At 64.8% G+C, this 22471-nt stretch carries 13 protein-coding genes, 1 tRNA gene and 2 pseudogenes; 4 read left to right on the top strand and 12 right to left on the bottom strand.

The features are described 5' to 3' along the window. Positions 1–91: 91 nt before the first annotated feature. Positions 92–166 (top strand) — tRNA-Arg (locus CBP34_RS03755). 118 nt (positions 167–284) lie between these two features. Here CBP34_RS03755 and CBP34_RS03750 read toward each other — a convergent pair. Beyond that, on the bottom strand, positions 285–983 hold the full coding sequence (locus CBP34_RS03750) for a CDGSH iron-sulfur domain-containing protein (RefSeq protein WP_094097346.1): 699 nt from the start codon (positions 981–983) through the stop codon (positions 285–287). A 133-nt stretch (positions 984–1116) separates the two neighbouring features. On the opposite strand from CBP34_RS03750, the gene CBP34_RS03745 reads away from it, so the two are divergent. Then, positions 1117–1977 carry a patatin-like phospholipase family protein gene (locus CBP34_RS03745; protein ID WP_094097345.1) on the top strand — a complete coding sequence of 287 codons (861 nt, stop codon included), beginning with the start codon at positions 1117–1119 and terminating at the stop codon, positions 1975–1977. A gap of 78 nt (positions 1978–2055) precedes the next feature. On the opposite strand, the gene CBP34_RS03740 is transcribed toward CBP34_RS03745, so the two are convergent. Further along, on the bottom strand, positions 2056–3468 hold the full coding sequence (locus CBP34_RS03740; RefSeq protein WP_094097344.1) for a phospholipase D-like domain-containing protein: 1413 nt from the start codon (positions 3466–3468) through the stop codon (positions 2056–2058). A 199-nt stretch (positions 3469–3667) separates the two neighbouring features. After that, positions 3668–5296 carry an ABC transporter permease gene (locus CBP34_RS03735; RefSeq protein WP_094097343.1) on the bottom strand — a complete coding sequence of 543 codons (1629 nt, stop codon included), beginning with the start codon at positions 5294–5296 and terminating at the stop codon, positions 3668–3670. A gap of 105 nt (positions 5297–5401) precedes the next feature. Between CBP34_RS03735 and CBP34_RS03730 the strand changes: the two are divergent. Further along, positions 5402–6465 (top strand): annotated as a pseudogene (locus tag CBP34_RS03730) (ABC transporter ATP-binding protein). Between the two features lie 121 nt (positions 6466–6586). Here CBP34_RS03730 and CBP34_RS03725 read toward each other — a convergent pair. From CBP34_RS03725 to CBP34_RS03700, 6 genes are all read right to left on the bottom strand, one after another. After that, complete coding sequence (locus CBP34_RS03725; protein WP_094097342.1) at positions 6587–7324, bottom strand: lysophospholipid acyltransferase family protein; 738 nt, start codon at positions 7322–7324, stop codon at positions 6587–6589. 56 nt (positions 7325–7380) lie between these two features. Continuing rightward, positions 7381–8676: a dihydroorotase gene (locus CBP34_RS03720; RefSeq protein ID WP_094097341.1), complete on the bottom strand. Its 1296-nt coding sequence runs from the start codon at positions 8674–8676 to the stop codon at positions 7381–7383. 79 nt (positions 8677–8755) lie between these two features. Beyond that, complete coding sequence (locus CBP34_RS03715) at positions 8756–9718, bottom strand: aspartate carbamoyltransferase catalytic subunit (protein WP_086913941.1); 963 nt, start codon at positions 9716–9718, stop codon at positions 8756–8758. 2 nt (positions 9719–9720) lie between these two features. Beyond that, complete coding sequence (pyrR, locus tag CBP34_RS03710; protein ID WP_086911449.1) at positions 9721–10242, bottom strand: bifunctional pyr operon transcriptional regulator/uracil phosphoribosyltransferase PyrR; 522 nt, start codon at positions 10240–10242, stop codon at positions 9721–9723. Beyond that, on the bottom strand, positions 10239–10658 hold the full coding sequence (gene ruvX, locus CBP34_RS03705) for a Holliday junction resolvase RuvX (protein WP_094097340.1): 420 nt from the start codon (positions 10656–10658) through the stop codon (positions 10239–10241). Before ruvX ends, pyrR begins: the two co-directional genes overlap by 4 nt. Beyond that, positions 10655–11254 carry a YqgE/AlgH family protein gene (locus CBP34_RS03700; protein ID WP_086926672.1) on the bottom strand — a complete coding sequence of 200 codons (600 nt, stop codon included), beginning with the start codon at positions 11252–11254 and terminating at the stop codon, positions 10655–10657. Before CBP34_RS03700 ends, ruvX begins: the two co-directional genes overlap by 4 nt. A 21-nt stretch (positions 11255–11275) precedes the next feature. On the opposite strand from CBP34_RS03700, the pseudogene CBP34_RS03695 reads away from it, so the two are divergent. After that, positions 11276–12753, top strand: a pseudogene (locus CBP34_RS03695) (cryptochrome/photolyase family protein). A gap of 39 nt (positions 12754–12792) precedes the next feature. Here CBP34_RS03695 and CBP34_RS03690 read toward each other — a convergent pair. From CBP34_RS03690 to CBP34_RS03680, 3 genes are all read right to left on the bottom strand, one after another. Next, a complete protein-coding gene (locus tag CBP34_RS03690; protein ID WP_094097339.1) occupies positions 12793–13947 on the bottom strand; it encodes a PilT/PilU family type 4a pilus ATPase in 1155 nt (384 codons plus the stop codon). A 90-nt stretch (positions 13948–14037) separates the two neighbouring features. Beyond that, positions 14038–20121, bottom strand: coding sequence for a hybrid sensor histidine kinase/response regulator (locus CBP34_RS03685; RefSeq protein ID WP_094097338.1), 6084 nt, complete (start codon positions 20119–20121; stop codon positions 14038–14040). A gap of 54 nt (positions 20122–20175) precedes the next feature. Further along, positions 20176–22464, bottom strand: a complete 2289-nt coding sequence (locus CBP34_RS03680) for a methyl-accepting chemotaxis protein (protein ID WP_086911443.1) — start codon at positions 22462–22464, stop codon at positions 20176–20178. Positions 22465–22471 lie beyond the last annotated feature (7 nt).

Here is a 22471-nt window from a genome sequence, read left to right as displayed (position 1 = left end):
ACAAGCCAAATACGGCCTTGGCGCCCTTGCGGAGAGCGCTAACAGCTATCAATACAGAAGCACCGGAGCGCGTACAATCCGCGCCTGCTTGCTCCTCGTAGTTCAATGGATAGAACGAGTGCCTCCTAAGCGCTAGATACAGGTTCGATTCCTGTCGAGGGGACCAAGTGATCGCATCACCCCGCATCACAACACCTTGAAACCCGCACGCTTTTTGGCCTCGCGGGCATTTTTTTGTATGCCCGGGCCTGCCGCGACCGCGCCCCTGCCTGCGGGCCGCATCGTCAGCGCTCGTCGCTGAAGCCTGTGCTGATATGGCTGCCGTCGCAAAACGGTTTGTTCTTCGACGCACCGCAGCTGCACAGCGCCATGCGGTTGCGCACCTCGTATGCAAAGCCGTCGGCACCGACCAGTTGCACCCCGCCACGCAGCCCTATCGGCCCCGAACAGGCCATGGCCGGGTCTTGGATCAACACGACCGAAGGCGCGTACTGCGGCTCCACCGGCTGGCCGGTCGCGTTGTCCCAGGCCACGAGCCGCCCCGAGGGGCAATCACCGCACTGGCGCACGAAATGCGCGCGCGCTGCGGGCGCTTGCGATTCGCGCACCTGCTGCCATACCTTGCCATGGGGATCGCAAAAACGGGCCGATGCACACAGGGCCTCGACATCGGTCAGCGACATGGCCGGGCCGGGTATGCGCTGGGCCTGTTCCAGATAGGGGCGGCGACTGGCCGTTTCGGTGCCGTCGAAACCCACTTGGGCATGCGTTCCGTCGCAAAACGGCTTGTGCCTGCTGTGGCCGCAGCGGCACAGCGCGTACTGCGCCTGGTCGGGGTAGGACGCCCCCGCGACCCATTCGACCGACTCGCCTTCGCTATTGGTGCCTATGGTCTGCTTGCGCAACGGCAGCTGGCCCGCAACGAGGTAGGGCCCATTTCTGCTGATGCGCACCTGCGCACCCGGGGTGTGTTCGGAATCCATCGGTGGCCTCCTTTGGCATGTGCTCCGGCACAGGATGACGGACCAGCGCCGTGCTGCTACTGTAGCCATTCGTGGCGCCGGGACAAGCCGCGCCCCTGTTGCGGGCCGGGCCGTCGCCGTCCTGGAGGTTTCCATGGCTGATTTATCCCCCACGACCGCCTGGGTGCTTGCCGGCGGTGGCAGCTTCGGCGCGATCCAGGTGGGCATGCTGCACGCGCTCGTCGCGCATGGGCTGCGGCCCGATCTGGTGGTGGGCTCGTCGGTGGGCGCAATCAATGGCGCCTACTTTGCCGGCGCGCCTGATGCGGATGGGCTGCAGCAGCTGGCGGCTATCTGGTGCGGGCTGCGCCGCAGCATGGTGTTTCCGATCGCATGGCGCAATCTGCTGGCGCGCACCAACGGCGGCGGGTTTGCCGTTGATCCGTCCGGGCTGAGCGGCCTGCTCGAACAATGCCTGCCCTATCGGATGCTGGAGCAGGCGCGCCTGCCGGTGCATGTGGTTGCCACCGACCAGCTCGGCGGCGGGACGGTGGCACTTTCGCGCGGCCCGGCCGTGGCGGCCGTGCTGGCCAGCTGCGCGATCCCCGCCGTGTTCCCTCCGGTGCGCATCGACGGGCAGTTCCTGATTGACGGCGCGATTGCCAGCAATACGCCGATCAGCGTGGCCGTCCGTCTGGGCGCGCGGCGCGTGATCGTGCTGCCCACAGGCTTTGCCTGCGCGCTCCAAACGCCGCCGCACAGCGCCATCGCCAATGCCTTGCATGCTGTCACCTTGCTCATCGCGCACCAGCTGGCCGACGAGTTCAAGCATTACCGCACGCAGGCGCAGATCGTCGTCGTGCCGCCGCTGTGCCCGCTGTCGGCCTCACCCTATGACTTTTCCCAGGCCGCTACGTTGATCGAGCGCGCTACCGAGCAGACCCGGCGCTGGCTGGATAGCGGCGGGCTGCAGCGCTCGCAACTGGCGCCAGCGCTGCTGGCGCACGGGCATTGAGCGAGCGTAGGAAATACACGGCATTTCGCCACCAATTGCTCGTCCATCAAGCGCGAGCTGCTCTGTTTTCAGGAGTTTCTACAGCTGAAATCCCACCGCCCGGACCACGCCCTCGGCAATGTCGCGCAGCCACGACGGCTGGCGCGCATGGTGGGGCTGGGCGGCGGCGATCTGGCGGGCGCACCAGCCGGACAGCCATTGCACCTGCTCGCGCTCATAGAAGGCCGTCATGCTTTCGTAGTTGAGGAACAGGCTGCGCGCATCCAGGTTCAGCGAGCCGGTCAGCGCCATGCTGTCGTCGATGACCACCGCCTTGGCATGCACCATGCCGGGCGCCAGCCATACCTGGGCACCTGCGGCGGCCAGCTGGCGCAGGGCGCGTTCGCGGGCCCAGTCGGCCAGGCGGTGGTTGGAACGGGCAGGCACGATGAGGTGGACCTGCACCCCGCGCCGGCAGGCAATGCACCAGGCGTCGAGCAGGGCCTCGTCGGGCACGAAATACGGTGTGATGGCCACGATGCGGCGCTGCGCGTGAAAGGCCGCCGTGAGCAGCAGTGCATAGACCGTGTCGTCGGGCTGGTCGGGCCCGCTGGGCACCCACTGGGCGAGCGCACCGCCGGGCGAGCCAACCAGCGCATGGCGCGGTGGCGGCAGGTGGCGGGTAAAGCGCACGCGGCCCGTGGCGGCGCGCCAGTCGGCCCGGAACTGCGCCTGGGCCAGCGCGGCCAGCGGGCCTTCGACGTCAAAACTCAGGTCCAGCCACGCGGGCATGCCGGGGCGGTCCATGAAGTATTCGCTGGCCAGGTTGCGGCCGCCGCTCCACAGGCGCGCGCCGTCGGCCACGGCCACCTTGCGGTGGTTGCGCAGGTTGGTGCGCCCGCGCATGGGGTTGTGCAGCATCGGCATGAAGCGGCGCACCTGCACGCCCTGGCGCCTCAAGTGGCGCAACACGGCAGCCGGGGTGCGCCAGCTGCCCACGGCATCGAGCAGCAGCCGCGTGGCCACGCCGCGCTGGGCGCACTGCGCCAGGGCCTGGGCCACGCGCTCTCCCACCGCGTCGTGGCCAAACACAAAGGTGCATACATCCAGGCTGTGCTGGGCAGAATCGATGAGTGCCAGCAGGGCCAGCAGGGCCTCGGGGCCGTCTTCGTGGAAGTGGACACGGACATTGCGCACGGCGGGCGGCAGGTCCATGCCCGCCAGCAAGCGCGTGGCCCACGGGGGGCCCTCGCCCACCGCGGCGTTGCGAGAAGCCGGGGCTTCGCCGGGCCGGTGCGACCGGCGCAATGGCCGGGCAAACTTGCGCGAGCCCACCAGCAAAAACAAGGGCAGCGCGACATAGGGAAAGGCCACGATGCCCAGCACCCACGCCAGCGCCGCCGACGGATGGCGCCGCTGATGGTCGATGCGGGTGAACATCACATACACCAGCAGGCCAGCGGCCACCACCATGGCGTGCCCCAGGCCGGACAGCAGCACAAAGCCGGTCATGCGGCACCTTGCGGCGCGGCAATGCATGCGCACGGCAGTTTCATACGGCAATTTGCGACCGGTTTGGCGCAACCGATGGTGCGAACCAACCTGTTCATGGTGTTTCGGGGCGGGTCGTTATCTTGTGCTAGCAGCCGCATGGTGCACAAGCATAGCGACAGCGCATGGCAGGCGCCATGCCCCAGAACCGCGGCGCTTTTCAGGCGCGGCCGCGCAGTGTGCGGCTGAGCAGGATCACCGGCACCAGCCCCACCACCACCAGCGCCAGCGAGGGCAAGGCGGCTTCGCCCAGGCGTTCATCGCGCGCCAGCTGGTAGGCCACCACGGCCAGGGTGTCGCTGTTGAAGGGGCGCAGCACCATGGTGGCGGGCAGCTCTTTCATGACGTCGACAAACACCAGCAGCGCAGCGGCGGCGGTGGAGCGCCTGAGCAGCGGCCAGTGCACGCGCGCCATCAGGCGCGCGCTGCCCGCGCCCAGCATGCGCGCTGTGTCGTCGAGGCTGGCCGGAATCCGCGCATAACCGCTTTGCACCGACTGCAGCGCCACCGCGCAAAAGCGCACCAGATACGCCCACACAATGCCCACCGCCGTGGTGGTGACGAGCGCCGCCACGCCCCACTGCGGAACGCGCGCCTGCAGCCAGCCCACCGGCAGCAGCAGGCCCACTACGATCACGGCGCCCGGCACGGCATAGCCCACGCTGGCCAGCCGCACCACACCGCGCGTCAGCAGATCAGGCTTGCGGCGCACGGCAAAGGCCAGCGCCAGCGCCACGGCCACGGCCAGGCCGGCGGTGATGCCCCCAAGCCACACGCTGTTCCAGGCCCATTCCAGAAAACGATCCCAAGGCAGCACTGACCAGTCGGATGCCAGTGGCCGCAGCATGAACGCGACCGGCGCCACAAAGCCCATGAACACAGGCAGCGTGCACACGCCCCACACCACCGCGCGCGCCAGGCCGCGCAGTGGCACGGGCTGGGCCTCGGTGGCGCCCGCGTGGCCGGTGCCCTTGGCGGTGAAGCGCATGCGCCGCTCGGCCCGGTGCTCAAGCCACAGCAGCACCAGCACCAAGGCCAACAGCATGGTGGACAGCTGCGCGGCGGCAATGCGGTTGTCCATGGACAGCCAGGCCTTGATGATGCCGGTGGTGAAGGTCTGGATGCCGAAATAGCTGGTCACGCCAAAGTCGGCCAGCGTTTCCATCAGCGCCAGCGCCACTCCCGCGGCCACGGCCGGGCGCGCCAGGGGCAGCGCGATGGTCGTGATGCGCCGAGAGAGCGGCGCGCCCAGCAGGCGCGCGGCCTCCATCAGGTGCGCGGCGCGCTCGCCCAGCGCCGTGCGAGCGAGCAGGTAAACATAGGGATACAGCGAAAAGGTGAATACCCAGATCGCGCCCCAGAGGCTGCGCACCTCGGGCAGCAGGCGCCCTTCCAGTCCAAAGGTTTCGCGCAGCGCCACCTGCAACGGGCCGCTGAATTGCAGGAAGTCGGTATAGGCATAGGCCGTGACATAGGCCGGCATGGCCAGCGGCAGCAGCAGCAGCCACTCGAAGGTGCGCCGGCCCGGAAACTCGAACAGCGTGACTGCTGCTGCAGCGGCAGTGCCCACCACGGCGGCGCCCACCGCCACCCACAGGCCCAGCCACAGCGTCGTCCAGGCGTAACCAGGCAGCACAGTGCTGGCCATCTCGCGCAGGATGGCGCCGGTGTCGGCTTGCACCACACCCCAGGGCAGCCACGACGCCAGCAGCGCCAGCACGGGCAAGGCCAGCAAGCCCACCAGCAGGATCAAGGGCAAGGCAGATAAGGATAAGCGGGTGCGTGGCAAGGCGAGGGGCTCGGCAGATGAAGAAATCGCACTACCGACCCATAGGGCGACCAGGAATGCAAATGCGAATTTTAAGCATTCGCCCCGCACCACTAGAATCCAGCCATGTTTCTTGAGGTTTCCCAACTGGAAGTGCGTTACGCAGGCCGTTCCCAGGCGGCCGTCCAGGGCGTCACGCTGGGGCTGCATGCCGGCGATATCGGCGTGCTGATCGGCCCCTCGGGCTGCGGCAAGACCACGCTGCTGCGCGCCGTCGCCGGGCTTGAGCCCGTGTCGGCCGGCGAGATCCGCCTGAAGCGCCAGTTGGTGGGCAGCGCGCACCTGAACGTGCCGCCTGAGGCGCGGCGCATTGGCATGGTGTTTCAGGATTACGCCCTGTTCCCGCACCTGAGCGTGGAGCGCAATGTGGCGTTTGGGATCCACCAGCTGCCGCGGGCCGAGCAGGCCGCGCGCGTGGCCGAGGCCCTGCAACTGGTGGGCCTGGAAGGCAGCGGGGCGCGCTTTCCGCACGAGCTTTCGGCGGGCAGCAGCAGCGCGTGGCACTGGCGCGGGCACTGGCCCCGCGCCCGCAGCTCATGCTGCTGGACGAGCCGTTCTCCAACCTTGACGTCGACCTGCGCGAGCGCCTGGCACACGAGGTGCGCGACATCCTGAAGGCCGCCGGGGCCACGGCGCTGTTTGTCACGCACGACCAGTTCGAGGCCTTTGCGATCGGTGATGTGATTGGCGTGATGCACGAAGGCCATCTGCACCAGTGGGACGATGCCTACACCCTCTACCACCGCCCCGCCACCCGGTTTGTGGCCGACTTCATCGGCCACGGTGTCTTTACCCCCGCCACGCTGGTGCAGCGCGGCAACAACGTGGTGGCGCAGACCCCCCTGGGCGACCTCACCGATCTGAGCGAGTGCCCCCTGCCCGCAAGCTATCCCGGCGGCGAATGCGATGTGCTGCTGCGCGCCGATGACGTGGTGCACGACGACCACGCACCGGTGCAGGCGCAGATTCTGCGCAAGTCGTTTCGCGGCTCGGAGTTTTTATACACGCTGCGCCTGGCCAGCGGCCACACCCTGATGGCCCATGTGCCCAGCCACCACAACCATGCGGTGGGCGAGTGGATTGGCATCCGGGCGCAGGTCGATCATGTGGTCACGTTTGCGCGCGCCTGACGCGGCTATACAAGCCAAAACAGCCGCTAGCGCTTACAAAGCAAGCGCAGTAAGCTATTGAAATAATAGTAAATTCATCCCAACACCACCACGCAACGAGCGTGTGGAGGGTGCATCAGGCTCAGCCCCGGCGCAGGCGGTCCACCGTGTCGTGCAGGTGCTGCGTCCAGGCGCGGCGGTCCCGGCCCTGCGCCTGCTCGGGCACCCCGTAATGCACCACGGCCTCGATGGCGGGCGCGCGCAAGGTGCGCCAGATGGAGCCCACCAGGGTTTCGTCGCCAATGTAGCTGGGCGCAAAACTGGTCTCGCCAGTGACCTTGTCGGCAAAGTGCAGACCCACCGGTTGCACAAAGGCGTCTGCCGTCACCGCCGCCTGCAGCAGGTTGGCATGAAATGGCAGCATGGCCCGCCCATCGCCCGTGGTGCCTTCAGGAAACACCGCCAGCACCTCGCCGCGCTGCAGCGCCTCGTGCATGGAACGCACCATGCGCAGCGCGTCGCGGCGCGAGTTGCGCTCAATATAGAGGGTGCCTGCGGCGGTGGCCAGCGTGCCGATCAGCGGCCAGGCCTGCACATCCGATTTGGAGACAAAACGGCAATGCCGCGCTGCATGCATGACCGGAATATCCAGCCACGAAAGGTGGTTGGCCACCAGCATTACTGGCCCCGTCACGGGCGGGGTGCCGATGATGCGCAGCGAAACGCCCGCACGGGCCAGCAGCTCCATCGACCACGCCTGAACGCGGGCATATTGCTGATCGGGCGACAGCGCAGGAAAGCGCACCGCCACGATCACCAGGCCCTTGAGAATGTGACCCAGCACGCGCACCAGGCGCCAGCAGGCCCGCAGATCATTCATGCTGCATCCCCGCACCACGACCGCGGGGCGGGCCGCACACAACAGTGGTGCACGGGTCAGCCGCGCTCGAAAGCCATTTGGCCGCCGACCAGCGTGGCGCGCACCTGGCCCGGCAGCTCGTAGCCCGAAAACGGCGTGTGTTTGCCCTGGCTGCGCAGCGCGTCATCTTGCACCGTCCAGGCGGCCTGCGGGTCAAGGATGCACAGGTCACCCACGCCGCCCTCGACGATCTGGCCCACGCTGGCCTGCAGTGTGCCCAGCGCGTTGCCCAACACCCGGGCGGGCTCGGACGTGACCACAGCCAGCGCGCGCTGCAGGGGCACGCCGCTGTCCTGCGACCACTTGAGTGCCAGGCTCAGCAGCAGCTCCAGCCCGGTGGCGCCGGGCTCGGCTTCGGCAAACGGCAGGGTCTTGGCGTCTTCATCGACCGGGTTGTGGTCGGACACCAGCGCATCGATGGTGCCGTCGGCCAGCGCGGCGTGGAGCGCGTCGCGGTCGCGCTGCTGGCGCAGCGGAGGCGAGAGGCGGGCGCGGCTGTCAAAAAAGCCGATATCCACGTCGGTGAGGTGCAGCGAGTTGATGCTCACATCGGCCGTGACCTTGAGGCCTTCGGCCTTGGCGCGGCGCAGCAGTTCCACGCCCGCAGCGCTGCTCAGGCGGCACAGGTGCACGCGGGCGCCGGTGGTCTTGAGCAGCTCAAAAATGGTGTGCAGCGCAATGGTTTCGGCCGCCACGGGCACGCCCGACAGGCCCAGGCGCGTGGCCAGCGGGCCGCTGGCCGCCACGCCCTTGCCCAAATGCATCTCCTGCGGGCGCAGCCACACGGTGTAGCCAAAGGTGGCGGCATATTGCAGCGCGCGCTGCAGCACCTGGGTGCTGGCCAGTGGCACCTCCGCCTGGCCAAAGCCCACGCAGCCCGACTCGGTGAGCTCGGCCATCTCGGTCAGCACCTCGCCGGCAAGGCCGCGCGTGAGTGCGCCCAGCGGAAACAGGCGCGACTGGTGCAGCTTCTCGGCGCGGAACTTGAGCATTTCCACCAGGCCCGGCTCGTCAAGCACGGGGTCGGTGTCGGGCGGGCACACGAGGCTGGTCACGCCCCCGGCCACGGCAGCGGCCATTTCGGATTCGAGCATGCCTTCATGCTCGTGTCCGGGCTCGCGCAGACGCGCGGCCAGGTCCACCAGGCCGGGCAGCACGATGCAGCCTGCGGCATTGATTACACGGTTGGGCGCGAACTCGGGGGGCACGCGGTTCACGCCGACGATGCGGCCGGCCGCCAGCGCGATGTCACAGGTCTGATCGAAGCCCGAGGCGGGGTCGATCACGCGGCCGTTCTGAATCAGTATCTTCATGATTTCAAGCCAAATTGGCTGCTAGCGCTTGTTTGATAAGCGCTAGCAGCTATGAAAACAGGAGTATTCATTCCGGGCGTCATGCCTCGTTACCAGCGACGATGGACATGACCGCCATGCGCACGGCGATGCCAAAGGTCACCTGCGGCAGGATCACGCTCTGCTTGCCATCGACCACGGCAGAGTCAATCTCCACGCCCCGGTTGATGGGGCCGGGGTGCATGACGATGGCGTCGGGCTTGGCCAGTTGCAGCTTTTCGGGCGTGAGTCCGAAGCTCTTGAAATACTCCTGACTCGACGGCAGCAGCGCGCCGCTCATGCGCTCGTTCTGCAGGCGCAGCGTGATGACCACATCGGCATCCTTGATGCCCTCTTCGAGCGTGTGGCACACGCGCACGCCCATCTGCGCCATGTCGGACGGCACCAGCGTGCGCGGGCCCACCACGCGCACTTCGGGGCAGCCCAGGGTGGTCAGGCCGTGGATATCGGAGCGCGCCACACGCGAGTGCAGCACATCGCCGACGATGGCCACGGTGAGGTTGGAAAAGTCTTTTTTGTAGTGCCGGATGGTGTACATGTCCAGCAGCCCTTGCGTGGGGTGGGCATGGCGGCCATCGCCGGCATTGATCACATGCACATGGGGCGCCACATGCTGGGCGATCAGGTACGGCGCGCCCGACTCGCTGTGCCGCACCACGAACAGGTCGGCCGCCATGGCCGAGAGGTTGGCGATGGTGTCAAGCAGCGACTCGCCCTTGCTGGCCGAGCTGCGCGCAATGTCGAGGTTCAGCACATCGGCCGACAGGCGCTTGGCCGCGATCTCGAACGTGGTGCGGGTGCGCGTGCTGTTCTCGAAGAACAGGTTGAACACGCTTTTGCCGCGCAGCAGCGGCACCTTCTTGACCTCGCGGTCGTTCACCGAGACGAAGTTGGCGGCGGTGTCGAGGATGTGCGTGACGATGTCGCGCGGCAGGCCCTCGATGGACAGCAGGTGGATCAGTTCACCGTGGTTGTTGAGTTGGGGGTTGCGCTGGTGCAGCACGGTCACACCTCTTTGACTTGGAATTGGAAGCGGCCCTGCGCATCGCGCGCCAGCGCGAGGGACTGCGATGGCGGCAGGGCCACGCGGGCGGCGGCAAAATCGGCCTGCACCGGCAGCTCGCGCCCGCCACGGTCCACCAGCACCGCCAGGCGCACGCTGGCGGGGCGGCCGTAGTCGAACAGCTCGTTGAGCACGGCGCGGATGGTGCGGCCGGTGTAGAGCACGTCGTCGAGCACCAGCACATCGGCGCCGTTGACATCAAACGGCAGCGAGGTCTGCGCGCTGGCCGAGAGGCCGCGCTGGGCAAAGTCGTCGCGGTGCATCACCGACGAGAGCACACCGGCAGGCCCTTCAAGACCCAGGTCCTTTTGCAGGCGATCGGCCAGCCAGGCGCCGCCCGAGGCAATGCCCGCCAGGCGCGTGGTGCCGGTGTGCATGCTGCGCACGCCACGCAGCAGCTCACGGTAGAGGGCCTCGGCATCGAGCACGAGGCTGCCGGCGGGACCGAAGGAAGGGGTGGTCATGGAAGATTCCTCAAAAACTGTTCCAGGATGATGCAGGCTGACGCAGCGTCCGCATCCTTGGCACCACCCGCAATGGCTTCGGTGGTGCTGTAGCGCTCATCCACCTCGAACACCATGAGGCCAAAGCGCCCGCGCAAACGGCGGCCGAACTTGAGCGCGCGCTCGGTGTTCTCGTGGCTCGCACCGTCGGGGTGGTAGGGCACGCCGATCACCAAGGCGTCGGGCTGCCATTCCTTGATGCGCTGCGCCACCTGCACAAAGCGGGCATCACCTTCGGCCTGGATGGTGGCTTGCGGCGTGGCGCTGCGCAGCATGCGATTGCCTGTGGCCACGCCCGTGCGCTTGAGGCCGAAATCAAATGCAAGAAAGGTCTGAAAATGCGCAGGAACGGCGGGCTGAACGGGCAAGCCGGTCATGCGTGCCCCACATCGGGCGAGAGCATCCAGGCCTGCAGCCCCAGGAGGGCCAGCGCCTTGTCGTAGCGCTGCGGCACGGGTGTGTCGAAGATCACCGACAGATCGGCCGCCACGGTGAGCCAGGCGTTTTCGGCCAGCTCCGACTCCAGCTGGCCCTCGCCCCAGGACGAATACCCCAGCGTGATCAGCACCCTGCGCGGGCCGGCGCCGGTAGAAAGGGCTTCGAGCACGTCCTTGGAGGTGGTCATTTCCAGACCGCCGGGGATGGTCATGGTGGAAGCGTAGGCGGACTCATCGGTCTCGGCGCGGTTCATCAGCATGGGCTCGTGCAGCACAAAACCGCGTTCGGTCTGCACCGGGCCACCCTGGAAGACCGGCTCGGCACGCAGGTCCTCGCGCCGCAACGACAAGTCCACCTTGTCAAACAGCCCCTTGAGCGTGATGTCAGAGGGTTTGTTGATGATGAGGCCCAGCGCACCGCGTTCGCTGTGCTCGCACAGGTAAACGACGCTGCGCGCGAAAGACTCATCTTCCAGACCGGGCATGGCGATCAGGAAATGATGCGTCAGGTTGATGGGCGCAGAATCGAAGGACATAGGCCAATTTTAACGGTGAACATGGCGCCCTCCCCCGAGCCTTCCTACTCCACCGGACTTGTCTGGTTCCGACGCGACCTGCGTGCCAACGATCATGCAGCCCTGTACCGGGCGCTCACCCAATGTCGGCAGGTGCATTGCGTCTTTGTTTTTGACCGCGAAATTCTGGACCTTCTGCCCCAGGCCGACCGGCGCGTAGAGTTCATCCGCGAGTCGCTGGTCGAGCTGGATGCCGCGCTGCGTGCACTGGGCCAGCACCCCCACGCCGGGCTCATCGCGCGCCACGCCATTGCCAGCGATGCCGTGCCGGCACTCGCCCAGGCGCTGCAGGCGCAGGCCGTGTATGCCAATCACGACGATGAGCCCCAGGCCCTGCAACGCGACAGCCTGGTGCGCACCCGGCTGGCCGGTGCAGGCATCGCCTTTCACACCTTCAAGGACCACATCCTGCTGGAGCGCAATGAGGTCCTGACGCAGACGGGCACGCCCTACAGCGTGTTCACGCCTTACAAGAATGCGTGGTTGCGCAACATCGACGCGTTCCAAATGCAAAGCTACGCGATCGAGCGCCATGCCCACCGGCTCGCGCCACGCCCGGCCGGGGAGTGTTTGGACATTCCTTCGCTGTCGGCGCTGGGTTTCGAAGCGACGCCACCCGGCCCGCCCCGGCTCCCGACAGGCAGCAGCGGCGCGATGCGCTTGTTTGACGACTTCCTGCACCGCATCGAGCGCTACCACGACACGCGCGATTTCCCCTCGGTCAAAGGTCCCAGCTACCTGAGCGTGCACCTGCGCTTTGGAACCATTTCGCCGCGCCTGCTGGCGCGATCGGCCCATGCGCTGGCGCAGGCGGGTAACCCCGGGCCGCCACCTGGCTGAACGAACTGATCTGGCGCGATTTCTATGCCCAGATCCTGTTTCACCACCCCCATGTGGTGGATCGCAGTTTCAAGCCGCCCTATGACGCGATCCAGTGGGAGACAGGTGCTGCGGCCCAGGCGCTGTTCAGCGCCTGGTGCGAGGGCCGCACCGGTTATCCGCTGGTGGACGCAGCCATGGCCCAGCTCAACCAGACGGGCTACATGCACAACCGCCTGCGCATGGTGGTTGCAAGTTTTCTGGTCAAGGATCTGGGGCTCGACTGGCGCTGGGGCGAGCGATATTTTGCAACCCGGCTCAATGATTTTGACCTGGCGTCCAACAATGGCGGCTGGCAATGGGCCAGCTCCAGCGGATGTGATGCGCAGCCCTATTTCCGCATCTTCAACCCGGTCAGCCAAAGCGAAAAATTCGACAAGGAAGGCCGCTTCATCCGGCGCTACCTCCCGCAACTGGCCAAGTTGCCAAGTGCCGCGCTGCATGCCCCCTGGCGCGCCCGCCCGCTGGAACTGCAGGAGGCCGGGGTGGTGCTGGGCCAGACCTACCCCGAACCCGTGGTGGACCATGAAAGCGCCCGACTGCGCACGCTGCAGCGCTACGCGGTAGTCAAGGCGGGGTGAGCGCTCCGTCGGCCCGTGCCTGCATGGCATGGGCGGTCTTTACGGGTGGGCTGGCGCGTCCTGGTCGCTCTGGTCACTCATCCGCATCCCGTCCACTCCCAGGGGTGCCCCCGAGGCCAAGCGCAGGCGCAGCGAGACATCGGTGCGGTTGTCGGCATTGGCCACGGCTTCGGCCGGCGAAATGATGCCGCGCTCGTACAGTTCAAACAGCGACTGGTCGAACGTGCACATGCCCTGCTCACCACTGCGCGCAATGGCCGTCTTGATCTCGTCGACCTGGCCTTTCTGAATCAGCTCCGACACGTAGGGAGTGAGCAGCATCACTTCCATTGCCGGCACCACCGAACCCTGCACACTCTTGACGAGCCGCTGGGCCACCACCGCCTGCAGGTTCAGCGACAGGTCCATCAGCAGTTGGCGGTGGGCTTGCTCGGGAAAGAAATTCAGGATGCGCTGCACGGCTTGGTTGGCGTTGTTGGCATGCAGGGTGGACACGCACAGATGGCCGGACTCGGCGTAGTGCAAGGCATGCTGCATGGTGGCCCGGTCGCGGATCTCGCCAATCATGATCACGTTCGGCGCCTCGCGCATGGCACGGCGCAAGGCCTCGTCGTAGGACGCGGTATCGAGCCCCACCTCGCGTTGTGTCACCAGCGATTTCTTGTGCGCGTGCAGGTACTCGATGGGGTCTTCCACCGTGAGGATATGACCTGCCGTGTGCTCATTGCGATAGTCGAGCATGGCAGCCAACGTGGTGGTCTTGCCCGACCCCGCCGAGCCCACGGCAAGCACCAGCCCACCTTTCAGGAAGGCGAGTTGCTTGAGCACCGGTGGCAAGCCCAGCTCATCGAGGCTCGGTATCCTCGCCGTGACATGGCGCACAACCACGCCCACGTTACCGCGCTGCAGGTGCACGTTGACCCGAAAGCGGGACAGGTCCTGCGTCTGGAACGAGAAATCGCATTCCATCGAGGCTTCGAACTCGTCGATCTGCGCCTTGCGCATGATCGAGTACACCATCGTCCGAATCTCGTCGGCAGTCACCGGGCCCTTGGTGATGGGCAAAAATGCCCCCTGCCGCTTGAGTGTGGGCGGCGCACCGGCCAGCAGGAACAGGTCGGAAGCGCTTTCACGCACCATCAGCGCCAGGCAGGACAGCAGACGATTGTCAGCCGCAGGTGCTACCGAATCCATGGGCTCTCTTGATCATTCGGGAATCCTCAAGGCGGTACCAGCATGGAAGCTACCCGGAATGACCGGCCCTTCCAGGCCAGTCAACCCAGATCATGCCTCCGCGGTCGCCTCCAGCCGGGCGTAATGCTGGATGAGACTGAGCAGTTCTTCATCCGAGTAGGGTTTGCCAAGATAGTGATTCACGCCCAATTCCATCGCATGCTCGCGGTGCTTTTCTGCAATGCGGGAAGTGATCATGATGATCGGCAGCCCCCGCAGTGCACCGTCGGCGCGGATATTGCGCGCCAAGTCAAAGCCGTCCATGCGCGGCATTTCAATGTCGGACAGCACCACCGTTGGCCGCTCTTCCTGCAAGCGCTCCAGTGCCTGCAGGCCGTCGGCGGCGAGCGCCACGCGGTAGCCTTCGCGCTGCAGCAACCGCTGGGTGACACGGCGCACGGTAATGGAATCATCCACAACCAGCACCAGAGGCACCTGTGTAGGCCCTGCAAGCATCGACGCGGCAGGTTTTCCGATACCTGGACCTTCGGCGTCCAATATGGCGGGCAAATCAGCGCTGGCTGCACGGACCTGATCGCCATACACCGTGGACAGCGCCACCGGGTTGTAAATCAGGACCACTGCACCAGAGGCCAGCACCGACATGCCCGCCAGGCCCGGCAGGCGCGACAACTGGGCTCCGAGGTTCTTCACCACGACTTCCTGGTTGCCCAGCACTTCATCCACATGCATGGCGATGCGCTGCGAAGCACTGCGGAAAATCACCACGGGCCGCGTCTTGCCAGCGGCTTCATTGCTGCGCGCAGAGGCTTGCAGCAATGCGCCCACCCAGAAGAAAGGCAATTGCTCGAAGCCGTCGTCAAAAAAGCCGGTGCGATACGCTTCTTCCAGATCGGCAGCGGAAGTGCGGCGCACAATTTCGACCACATTGGCTGGCACGCCGATCGCCAGATCGCCTGCACGCAGCATCACCACCTGTGTCACGGCCGTCGTCAAAGGCAGCACCATGCGGAAGGCGGCGCCCTTGCCCGGCTCGGTAGAGGTTTCGATCCGCCCGCCCAGTGCATTGATTTCCGAACGCACCACATCCATACCGATGCCGCGACCGGCAAGGCCTGTCACCTCGGATGCAGTGGAGAAGCCCGGCATGAAGATCAGGTTGGCAGCTTCGGCATCGCTGATGTCCATGTCGGCTTGCACGATGCCTTGGGCCAGTGCCTTTTCCCGGATACGCTGCAGATCAAGGCCTGCGCCGTCGTCCCGGAACTCAACCGACACGTCATTGCCTTCATGGCGCAGATCCACGGTGATGGTGCCGGCAGCGGGCTTGCGTGCAGCGACACGGGCCTCGGGGGCCTCAATGCCATGCGCGACGCAATTGCGCAGCAGATGTTCGAAGGCGGGCGTCATGCGGTCCAGTACGCCACGGTCCATTTCAATGGAGCCGCCAGTGATGTCCAGTTTGATCTGCTTGCCGGTTTCCTTGGATGCCTGGCGCACCACAGCGTACAAGCGCTCGGCAATTCCCTCAAACTCCACCATGCGGGTACGCAGCAAATCGCGCTGCAACTCACGCGCCTGGCGGCCCTGGGCAATCAGATCATCTTCCGCACCTTCCATGGCGCGCTGCAGGTTACGCTGCACCGTGGCCACGTCGTTCACAGACTCGGCCATCATGCGGGTCAATTCCTGAACCCGCGTGAAACGGTCGAACTCCAACGGGTCGAAACCCGCGGCGGAGTCTTTCGAAAGAGCCAGGCGCGACTGCATTTGCGACTCGGACTGAACTTCGATGTCTCGCAGCTGCTGGCGCAGGCGATCCAGATTGCCCGACAGATCGGCCAGCGAGCTGCGGAACTGGCCCAGACGCACATCCAGACGGGACCGGCTGATCATCACCTCACCTGCCTGGTTCACCAGACGGTCGAGCAGTTGCGCACGCACACGCACCGACTGGTTCGCAGCCACGCGCACCGGCGCCAGTTGCGAAGGCCCTGGCAGCCGAACCGATGGCGAGCCGGAAGCCACCACCTGCGCCTTGGCTGTCCCCGAGTCCATCGCAACGTCGGTCAGATCGCGCTCCACTGCGGAGGGTGAAACCACGGGGTCCAAAGGCGCTTGTCCACCCACAGCCCGGAGGAATGCGAAGTTTGCCTGCAGGCCGTCAAAACTCGCAAGCAGCGGCTCGATCTGGTCTGCCGTGACGGTGTCCATATCAAGCTGCTCGATGGCAGACTCCAACCGGTGGGACATTTCTCCCAACCGCATGGCACCAGCCAGGCGGGAACTGCCCTTGAGCGTGTGCAAGGCACGCAGCACTTCGTTGCGTGCACCGAGGTTGTCCGGACGGGATGCCCACTGACGCAACGCGCCACCCAGCTGGGGCAGCAATTCTGCGGCTTCCTCTTCAAAGATCGGGAACAGGTCAGGATCGATGACGTCGATAGCGTCAATGTCATCGTCTACATCCGAACCCGAGGAAACGGCATGTGCTATCGCATCGTCGACATGCTGGTCATGGTCGCTTCCTACAACGGACAGCGCCGGGGCCACATACCCTGCAGCAACCTGTTCCACCGCTTTTGCAACCGGCGCCTCTGGCGGCACGGACTGAGCACGGACATCGGTGACGGGAGTGACATCCGAAGGTACTGTGATGTCATCGAATTCATCTTCCGGAGGCGACAGGGTGTTGGCCACCTCGGCTTCAAGGATCTGGCGCAGTTGCTGCAACACTTCCGCGTTAGGTTCTTTGAGGAACCCTGCTGCAAACTGGTGCAAAAGACGACGGATATCATCCGCCGCCGCGATAAACGCTCCGGCCTGCTCTACCGTGCCACCAGACTGCAACTGAACATGCTGCAACGCATGTTCAACCACCCTGGCCAGCTCTGACAGCGCCGTGAAACCCACGGTCGCCGAACTACCCGCCAGCGAATGAGCCAAAGCCACTGCGAGGTCAGGCAAGGGCTCATGCAATTCCAGCGACCACTCCTGCAGGCAGGTAACGAGTCGCCGCGACCACTCGTCGGCCTCGTTGAGGTACACGTTGTAGAGCGGAATACCGATGCGCAAGGTTTCAATCACCTTGACCGCGTCATCGGCCGGCGCCTCTTCCTCAACGGCACCGGCGTCGGCAACAACAGGCTCCAACACGCCCTCTGAAAAATCTATCTGCACACCCGCATTGGCGAGGTCAGGCGCGTGCACAGCCGCATCGAGGGACTCGACTTCAGTATCGGCCAACACAGGGGAATCGCCCGAACCGTCGAGGATCGCGGCACCGTTGACATGTCCATCGGCGGCTGCAGCGTCAATGGCCAAGGCAGACAGGGGCTCGACATCGGGCAACTCCAGGTCCAGTGGCAGGTGCGCACTCGCCACCTCCGCCGTGCCCTGAGTTTCGTTCAGGGCCTCGGAGAACACGGAGAAGTCAATGTCTTCGGTCACCGTCGTCGCAGCCGCATCCACGGCCGGAACCGTCGCGGCAAACTCTGGCTCCATTTCGGTTTCAGCGAAGTCCGCACCCAACGGTTCGAGCAGATCAATAGCGCTTGCGGCGTCTGCTGCTACCAAAGACTCGTCTTGCGGCAACAGCGCGGACTGCAAGACGGCATCGGCCGCATCTGCTGCATGGACCGCAGCCTCTGACTGGACGTTATGCACCGCAGCTTCCGCCGCGGCAGGTTCCGTCGCGGCCTCCCGCACCACGAGCGGAAGGAACGTACCGTCCAGACGCATGGCATCGGCCGATCTGCGAAATGGTTCTGGCCCCCAGGCCGAGGCTGATCCTGCAGCGATGTCATCGGCCCAGCGGCCAAACGCCTGCAGGCAGTCCGACGACAACTCCAGCAAATGGGGCTGCATGGGCTTTTGCTCTGCCAGCCACGCATTGAGCACCTGCTCCATTGACCAGGCTGCCTCGCCAAAATCATTGAGACCCACCATGCGCGAGCTGCCCTTGAGCGTATGAAACGCACGGCGCAGGGTGGTCTGCTCGCTCAGATTGGCAGGTTCGTCAGCCAACACGCCAATGGCGGCCAGACCGGTGCCCACCACCTCGCGCGCCTCTTCGAGGAACACGTCCAGCAACTCATCTTCCATCTCCGGCTGGGATGCGTGAGCGGGAGCGGGAGCAGCTGAAACAGTGGCGGACTGGCCAGGTGCGGCAGAGGACAGATCCTCCGGCATCTGGAGATCAAAGGAGAAATCGGGCGACAAAACTTCCGAGACTGCAGCAGGGCTGGGACTGGGAACGGCATCCAGCCCCTGCACCAACGCCTCAGTCGCCGGCGCTTGCTCCTGCGCGGGGAAACGGGGCACCACATCAGGCAGGGGTGGAGCGACACGCTCGTCCATTTTGACCGGCGCTTCTGTCAGGTCGTCCGTGGCACGCGCACGTGTTTTGCCTACCAGAATGCGCAACTCACCCTGTTCTTCGTCGTAAACAAAGAGCTTGCGCGCCATCGTGCGCTGGTAGCTCAACATGTCAATCAGGAACCCGAGTGCCCCCAGACTACTCCCCAACTTTTCAAAGGCTGGCTGCCGCTCTTCTTCAGGGATTTCATTGATGAGCAACCGATCCACGGTATCGCGCATGCGCACCACAGCCAAGGATGCCTGGTCCAGGCCCAGCACGGACAAGACGCCACGCATCTGTGCCAAGTGGCCCGGCACCGCCGCCAACACCGCCGCATCCTCGGGATTCCGGAAGAACTGGTCCAGCGCTTTCTCCGCTTCACCCAGTGTGGAACGCAACTCGTCGACCACACTGCCCATGGTCTGGTTGTCGCTGACCCGCCGGTACAGCTCTTCCATCCACAGTTCAAGCGGCTCTGATTCTGCGCCCGCGACCACAGCGTCCAGCCGCTGCGCCAGGCGTGCTGCACGTGCTTCCATCTGTCCGTCGGCAGCGTCCAGCTCTTCAAAAGCCGCCTGCAGGTAAAGCACTGAAGTTGCTACCTCCATCGCCAGCGCTGCTGACGGTGGTTCTCCCGACCGGGTAGTGGCCTCAAGGGCTCGCGTCAGACCCGCAGCGAGACTCTCGCTCCCCGGATGCATCTTGCGCAGCGAATCACAAACCAGGCTGAACTGATCGGCCGCCGGCTTGAGCTTGTTGCGATCGCCACCCGCCAGGGCCGACCATGTTTCCGTGGCCGATGCAATGCGCTTGCGTGCCTGTGCCAGCAAGGCGGGATCAAAACGGCCAAAACGCGCGGTTTCATAATCTACCGGCTTGAATCGCTCGAGGCCAAAGGACTTCCTCACCGCCTCAAGAGCCGGTGCATTACCCGCGTCACCGTCTGCGAGCTTCGCCTGCGAGCAGAAAAAAAGCATGTCCTGAACCAGGCGATCCGCAATGATGTTTTCGCCTTTGGCCAGGGTGGCGTACTGCATCAGCACGCGTGACGCGACCCGCTTCACATAGACATCGGGCGCCAGCAGGCCCTTGCCAAGGGCTTCGAAGAAACCGGCACAGATCTTCCAGAATGCCCGCGACTGACGGTCGGACTGTGCTGCAACAAAACCCAGAGAGGTTTCACACATGCTGGCCGCAGCCGACCGATCGCCCGATTTGACAATTTTCAGAACGGCGGAATCCAGACGTGCCCGCGCTTCGGTACCGTATGGCAGCGGAGCCCTCACCACGGAGTCTTCCGGCTCACGGAAACGGCGCTCCGCCGGCCACAGATCTGCAGGGTGCGCGCGCTCGGCTCCTGCCAGGGTCTGGGCGTCACGATACTGAGGAAACAGGGCTACCGCCGAAACGGCCTTGCCGCCCAGCACGTTTTCGAGATATTCGACAAGCGCAAAACTGGCACGCTCGATAACCGCTGCAGCCTCATCCGTGCATTGCTCGGGGCGCTGCACGAACTTCTGCACAGCAGACTCCATGGCACGCAAGACCAGCGCCGGTGAGCCCATGCCCACCATTTCCAATGCTCCGCTTGCCTGATGCAGCTGCTGACGGGCAATACGCAATGCGCCCGCATCCAGCGAAGCCAGATCAGACTCACGCGCCAGTTCGGCGTCACGCACAAAACGGCGCATTGCCTTGACAGCGCTATCCAGCGATTTGCGCAGTTCGTCAAGCACCCATGCCAGAGGACCCAAGTCCTGATCGCCCTGGATTCCATCCGCGGCCGGTGCATTGTTGACATCAATAGATGACATGAATTCGTCCCCGGCTGCAATGAGCCGCTGGTTGATGACTGCTTGCGGGCGGCGTCAGGCGATCTTGAAACGTGCTACCGATTGGCGCAGTTCTTCAGCCATGTGCGAAAGTTCGCGCACCTGTTGCGCCGTTGTGCGCGTGCCTTCACCTGTCTGCTCGGTCACCGCAAAAATGTGCTGGATGTTGTCGGCCACTTCATTGGCAAGCACAGCTTCGCGGGACGTCGACGACGAAATTTGCTCAATCAGCTCAGCCAAGCGGCGTGACACACGGTCAATTTCGGTCAGCGCGGTACCAGCGCTGTCCGACAGACGCGCCCCTTCCACCACACCCTGCGTGGAACGCTCCATAGCAGCCACGGCATCCTGGGTGTCGGTCTGAATCGCTTTCACAAGGGCCGAGATCTGCCGCGTTGCATCAGCTGAGCGCTCAGCCAGCCGCTGCACTTCTTCGGCCACGACCGAGAACCCTCGGCCCGCATCACCCGCAGAGGCAGCCTGAATGGCTGCGTTCAGGGCCAGCACGTTCGTCTGTTCCGTGATGTCAGAAATCAGCTCGGTAATTTCACCGATCTCCTGCGACGATTCGCCAAGACGCTTGATCCGCTTGGACGTGTCCTGGATCTGGTCACGAATCGAGTTCATACCACCGATGGCGTTCTGCACGGCCTGCAAGCCCGAGTCGGCCGCCTGCAGTGACTGGCGGGCCACCGTGGCAGACTCCTGCGCCTGCGTGGACACTTCGTTGATTCGGGTTGCCATGTCCAGAACGGACCGGCCGGTTTCACGAATTTCGCGCAACTGTTCGGTGGATGCCGCCAGCAGTTCGGTGGATGTGCTGTCCACCTGGGCGGTCGTCTGCGCCACCCGGGTTGCAGTGTTCTGAACGCTACCCACCAGTTGGCGCAACTCTTCCACCGTATAGTTCACCGAGTCGGCAATGGCGCCGGTAATGTCTTCCGTCACCGTGGCTTCCTGCGTCAGGTCACCCTCAGCGACCGATTGCAGTTCGTTCATCAAACGCAAAATGGCAGCCTGGTTGGCGTCGTTCACGCGCTTGGCCTCCTGCTCTTGGCGTTTGGCGTCCTTTTGTTGCCCTTCAGCAGCCGCCTGACGACCCCGGCTGTCCAGCAGTTGCACACGAGAAATGCCGATACCGCAGAGCAGCACGAACAAGCCAGCCAACGCCAGGGCAGCAAACTGCCCCGCACCCAGGCCCGTCTGCGAAGAGAGCTTGTCCTGCAAGCCTTCGAGCTGGCGACGCAGCGGCTCGCTGTCGGCAATGATCGCGGACTGGGCTTCACGGGCGGAAACCAGGCCCTGCAAGTTGCCCAGAATGGCGCTGGCCTGTGTGCGTGTCTGTTCGTAGAGCTTGATCAGTGCTTCGAGCTGTTCACGCGTCTGCGCATCCTTGGTTGCGGCCAGCCGCAGCTCGGGGCTGCCGTCCAGCAGCCCTTGGGCAATTTCCTTGAAAGAATTCAAGTCCTTGCCCAGCAGGAACACAGCTTCGGGACTCACGCCTTCCATGGTCTGAAATTCGTTGGCTGATTTGCCGATACGCTGGGTCAACATCACCAGTTGACCTGCAGCCGAAATCTCTGCCGCTGGCGCGTTTTGCTGCAGCTTGAGGGAAGACACGGTTTCTGCGATTTCCAGCAGGTCCGACGACTGGCGGTTGATGGTGCGCAGCGCATCACCCACCTGCAGCAGGATTTTCTGCTGCCCCATCACCATGCCGGCGTTGCGCTCCGCGCGCTCCATCAGAGGGGTCACACCTTGCAGGTCGGACTGGAACTGTTCGCCAAGGCCCTGCACGCCCAGCTCGCTATCACCCGTGTTAAGCGCGCGCACATTGCGGGCCAGCACCCCGGAGCTTTCCACCACGTCGGGGAAGGCCTGCGGACTGCCCACCAGCGCCTGCGAAACAGACTTGGCAAGCCGCTGCGACTGCATCAGCGACTGACCGGTAGCGGCCAGTTGTTGTGCGGAGCGATCCGCCTGCTGGAGCACCCAGCCAGCGATCAGTGCCAGCACCACCACACCAAGGGCCAGCAATGCGAGCAAAGTCCGCTGGTGCCCGGCCGCCGTGTTGCTGCCCAGCAAAGGCAAATAAATGAGATCCTGACCAGCGTCCGCCGACGAAGTATCGGACGATTCGCCACCCGGATCGCCCTGAACACTGTTCATGACATCGGTCTGATAAGACTCGCGCAGTGCGACGGCCTCGATACCCCCCGTCGCCAGGACATTCTGACTATTGTCGACAACGTCGGCACCCAGCCCCGTGCCCGGCTCCTCGGGCTTGCGATTGAACAGTTTTCCAAATTGATTCACAACGGACATGGTGCAG

It is taken from the genome of Acidovorax carolinensis (assembly GCF_002157145.1).
Lineage (GTDB): Bacteria > Pseudomonadota > Gammaproteobacteria > Burkholderiales > Burkholderiaceae_C > Acidovorax > Acidovorax carolinensis.
Note: the sequence above shows the minus strand (reverse complement) of the source record. Positions and strands in the feature narration are given on the sequence as shown.

Coding starts and splice junctions, on each gene's coding strand:
- ruvX (WP_094097340.1), bottom strand. CDS start 10,658: ATGACCGGCTTGCCCGTTCAGCCCGCCGTTCCTGCGCATTTTCAGACC.
- pyrR (WP_086911449.1), bottom strand. CDS start 10,242: ATGACCACCCCTTCCTTCGGTCCCGCCGGCAGCCTCGTGCTCGATGCC.
- CBP34_RS03680 (WP_086911443.1), bottom strand. CDS start 22,464: ATGTCCGTTGTGAATCAATTTGGAAAACTGTTCAATCGCAAGCCCGAG.
- CBP34_RS03745 (WP_094097345.1), top strand. CDS start 1,117: ATGGCTGATTTATCCCCCACGACCGCCTGGGTGCTTGCCGGCGGTGGC.
- CBP34_RS03690 (WP_094097339.1), bottom strand. CDS start 13,947: ATGGATTCGGTAGCACCTGCGGCTGACAATCGTCTGCTGTCCTGCCTG.
- CBP34_RS03720 (WP_094097341.1), bottom strand. CDS start 8,676: ATGAAGATACTGATTCAGAACGGCCGCGTGATCGACCCCGCCTCGGGC.
- CBP34_RS03685 (WP_094097338.1), bottom strand. CDS start 20,121: ATGTCATCTATTGATGTCAACAATGCACCGGCCGCGGATGGAATCCAG.
- CBP34_RS03740 (WP_094097344.1), bottom strand. CDS start 3,468: ATGACCGGCTTTGTGCTGCTGTCCGGCCTGGGGCACGCCATGGTGGTG.
- CBP34_RS03750 (WP_094097346.1), bottom strand. CDS start 983: ATGGATTCCGAACACACCCCGGGTGCGCAGGTGCGCATCAGCAGAAAT.
- CBP34_RS03700 (WP_086926672.1), bottom strand. CDS start 11,254: ATGTCCTTCGATTCTGCGCCCATCAACCTGACGCATCATTTCCTGATC.
- CBP34_RS03725 (WP_094097342.1), bottom strand. CDS start 7,324: ATGAATGATCTGCGGGCCTGCTGGCGCCTGGTGCGCGTGCTGGGTCAC.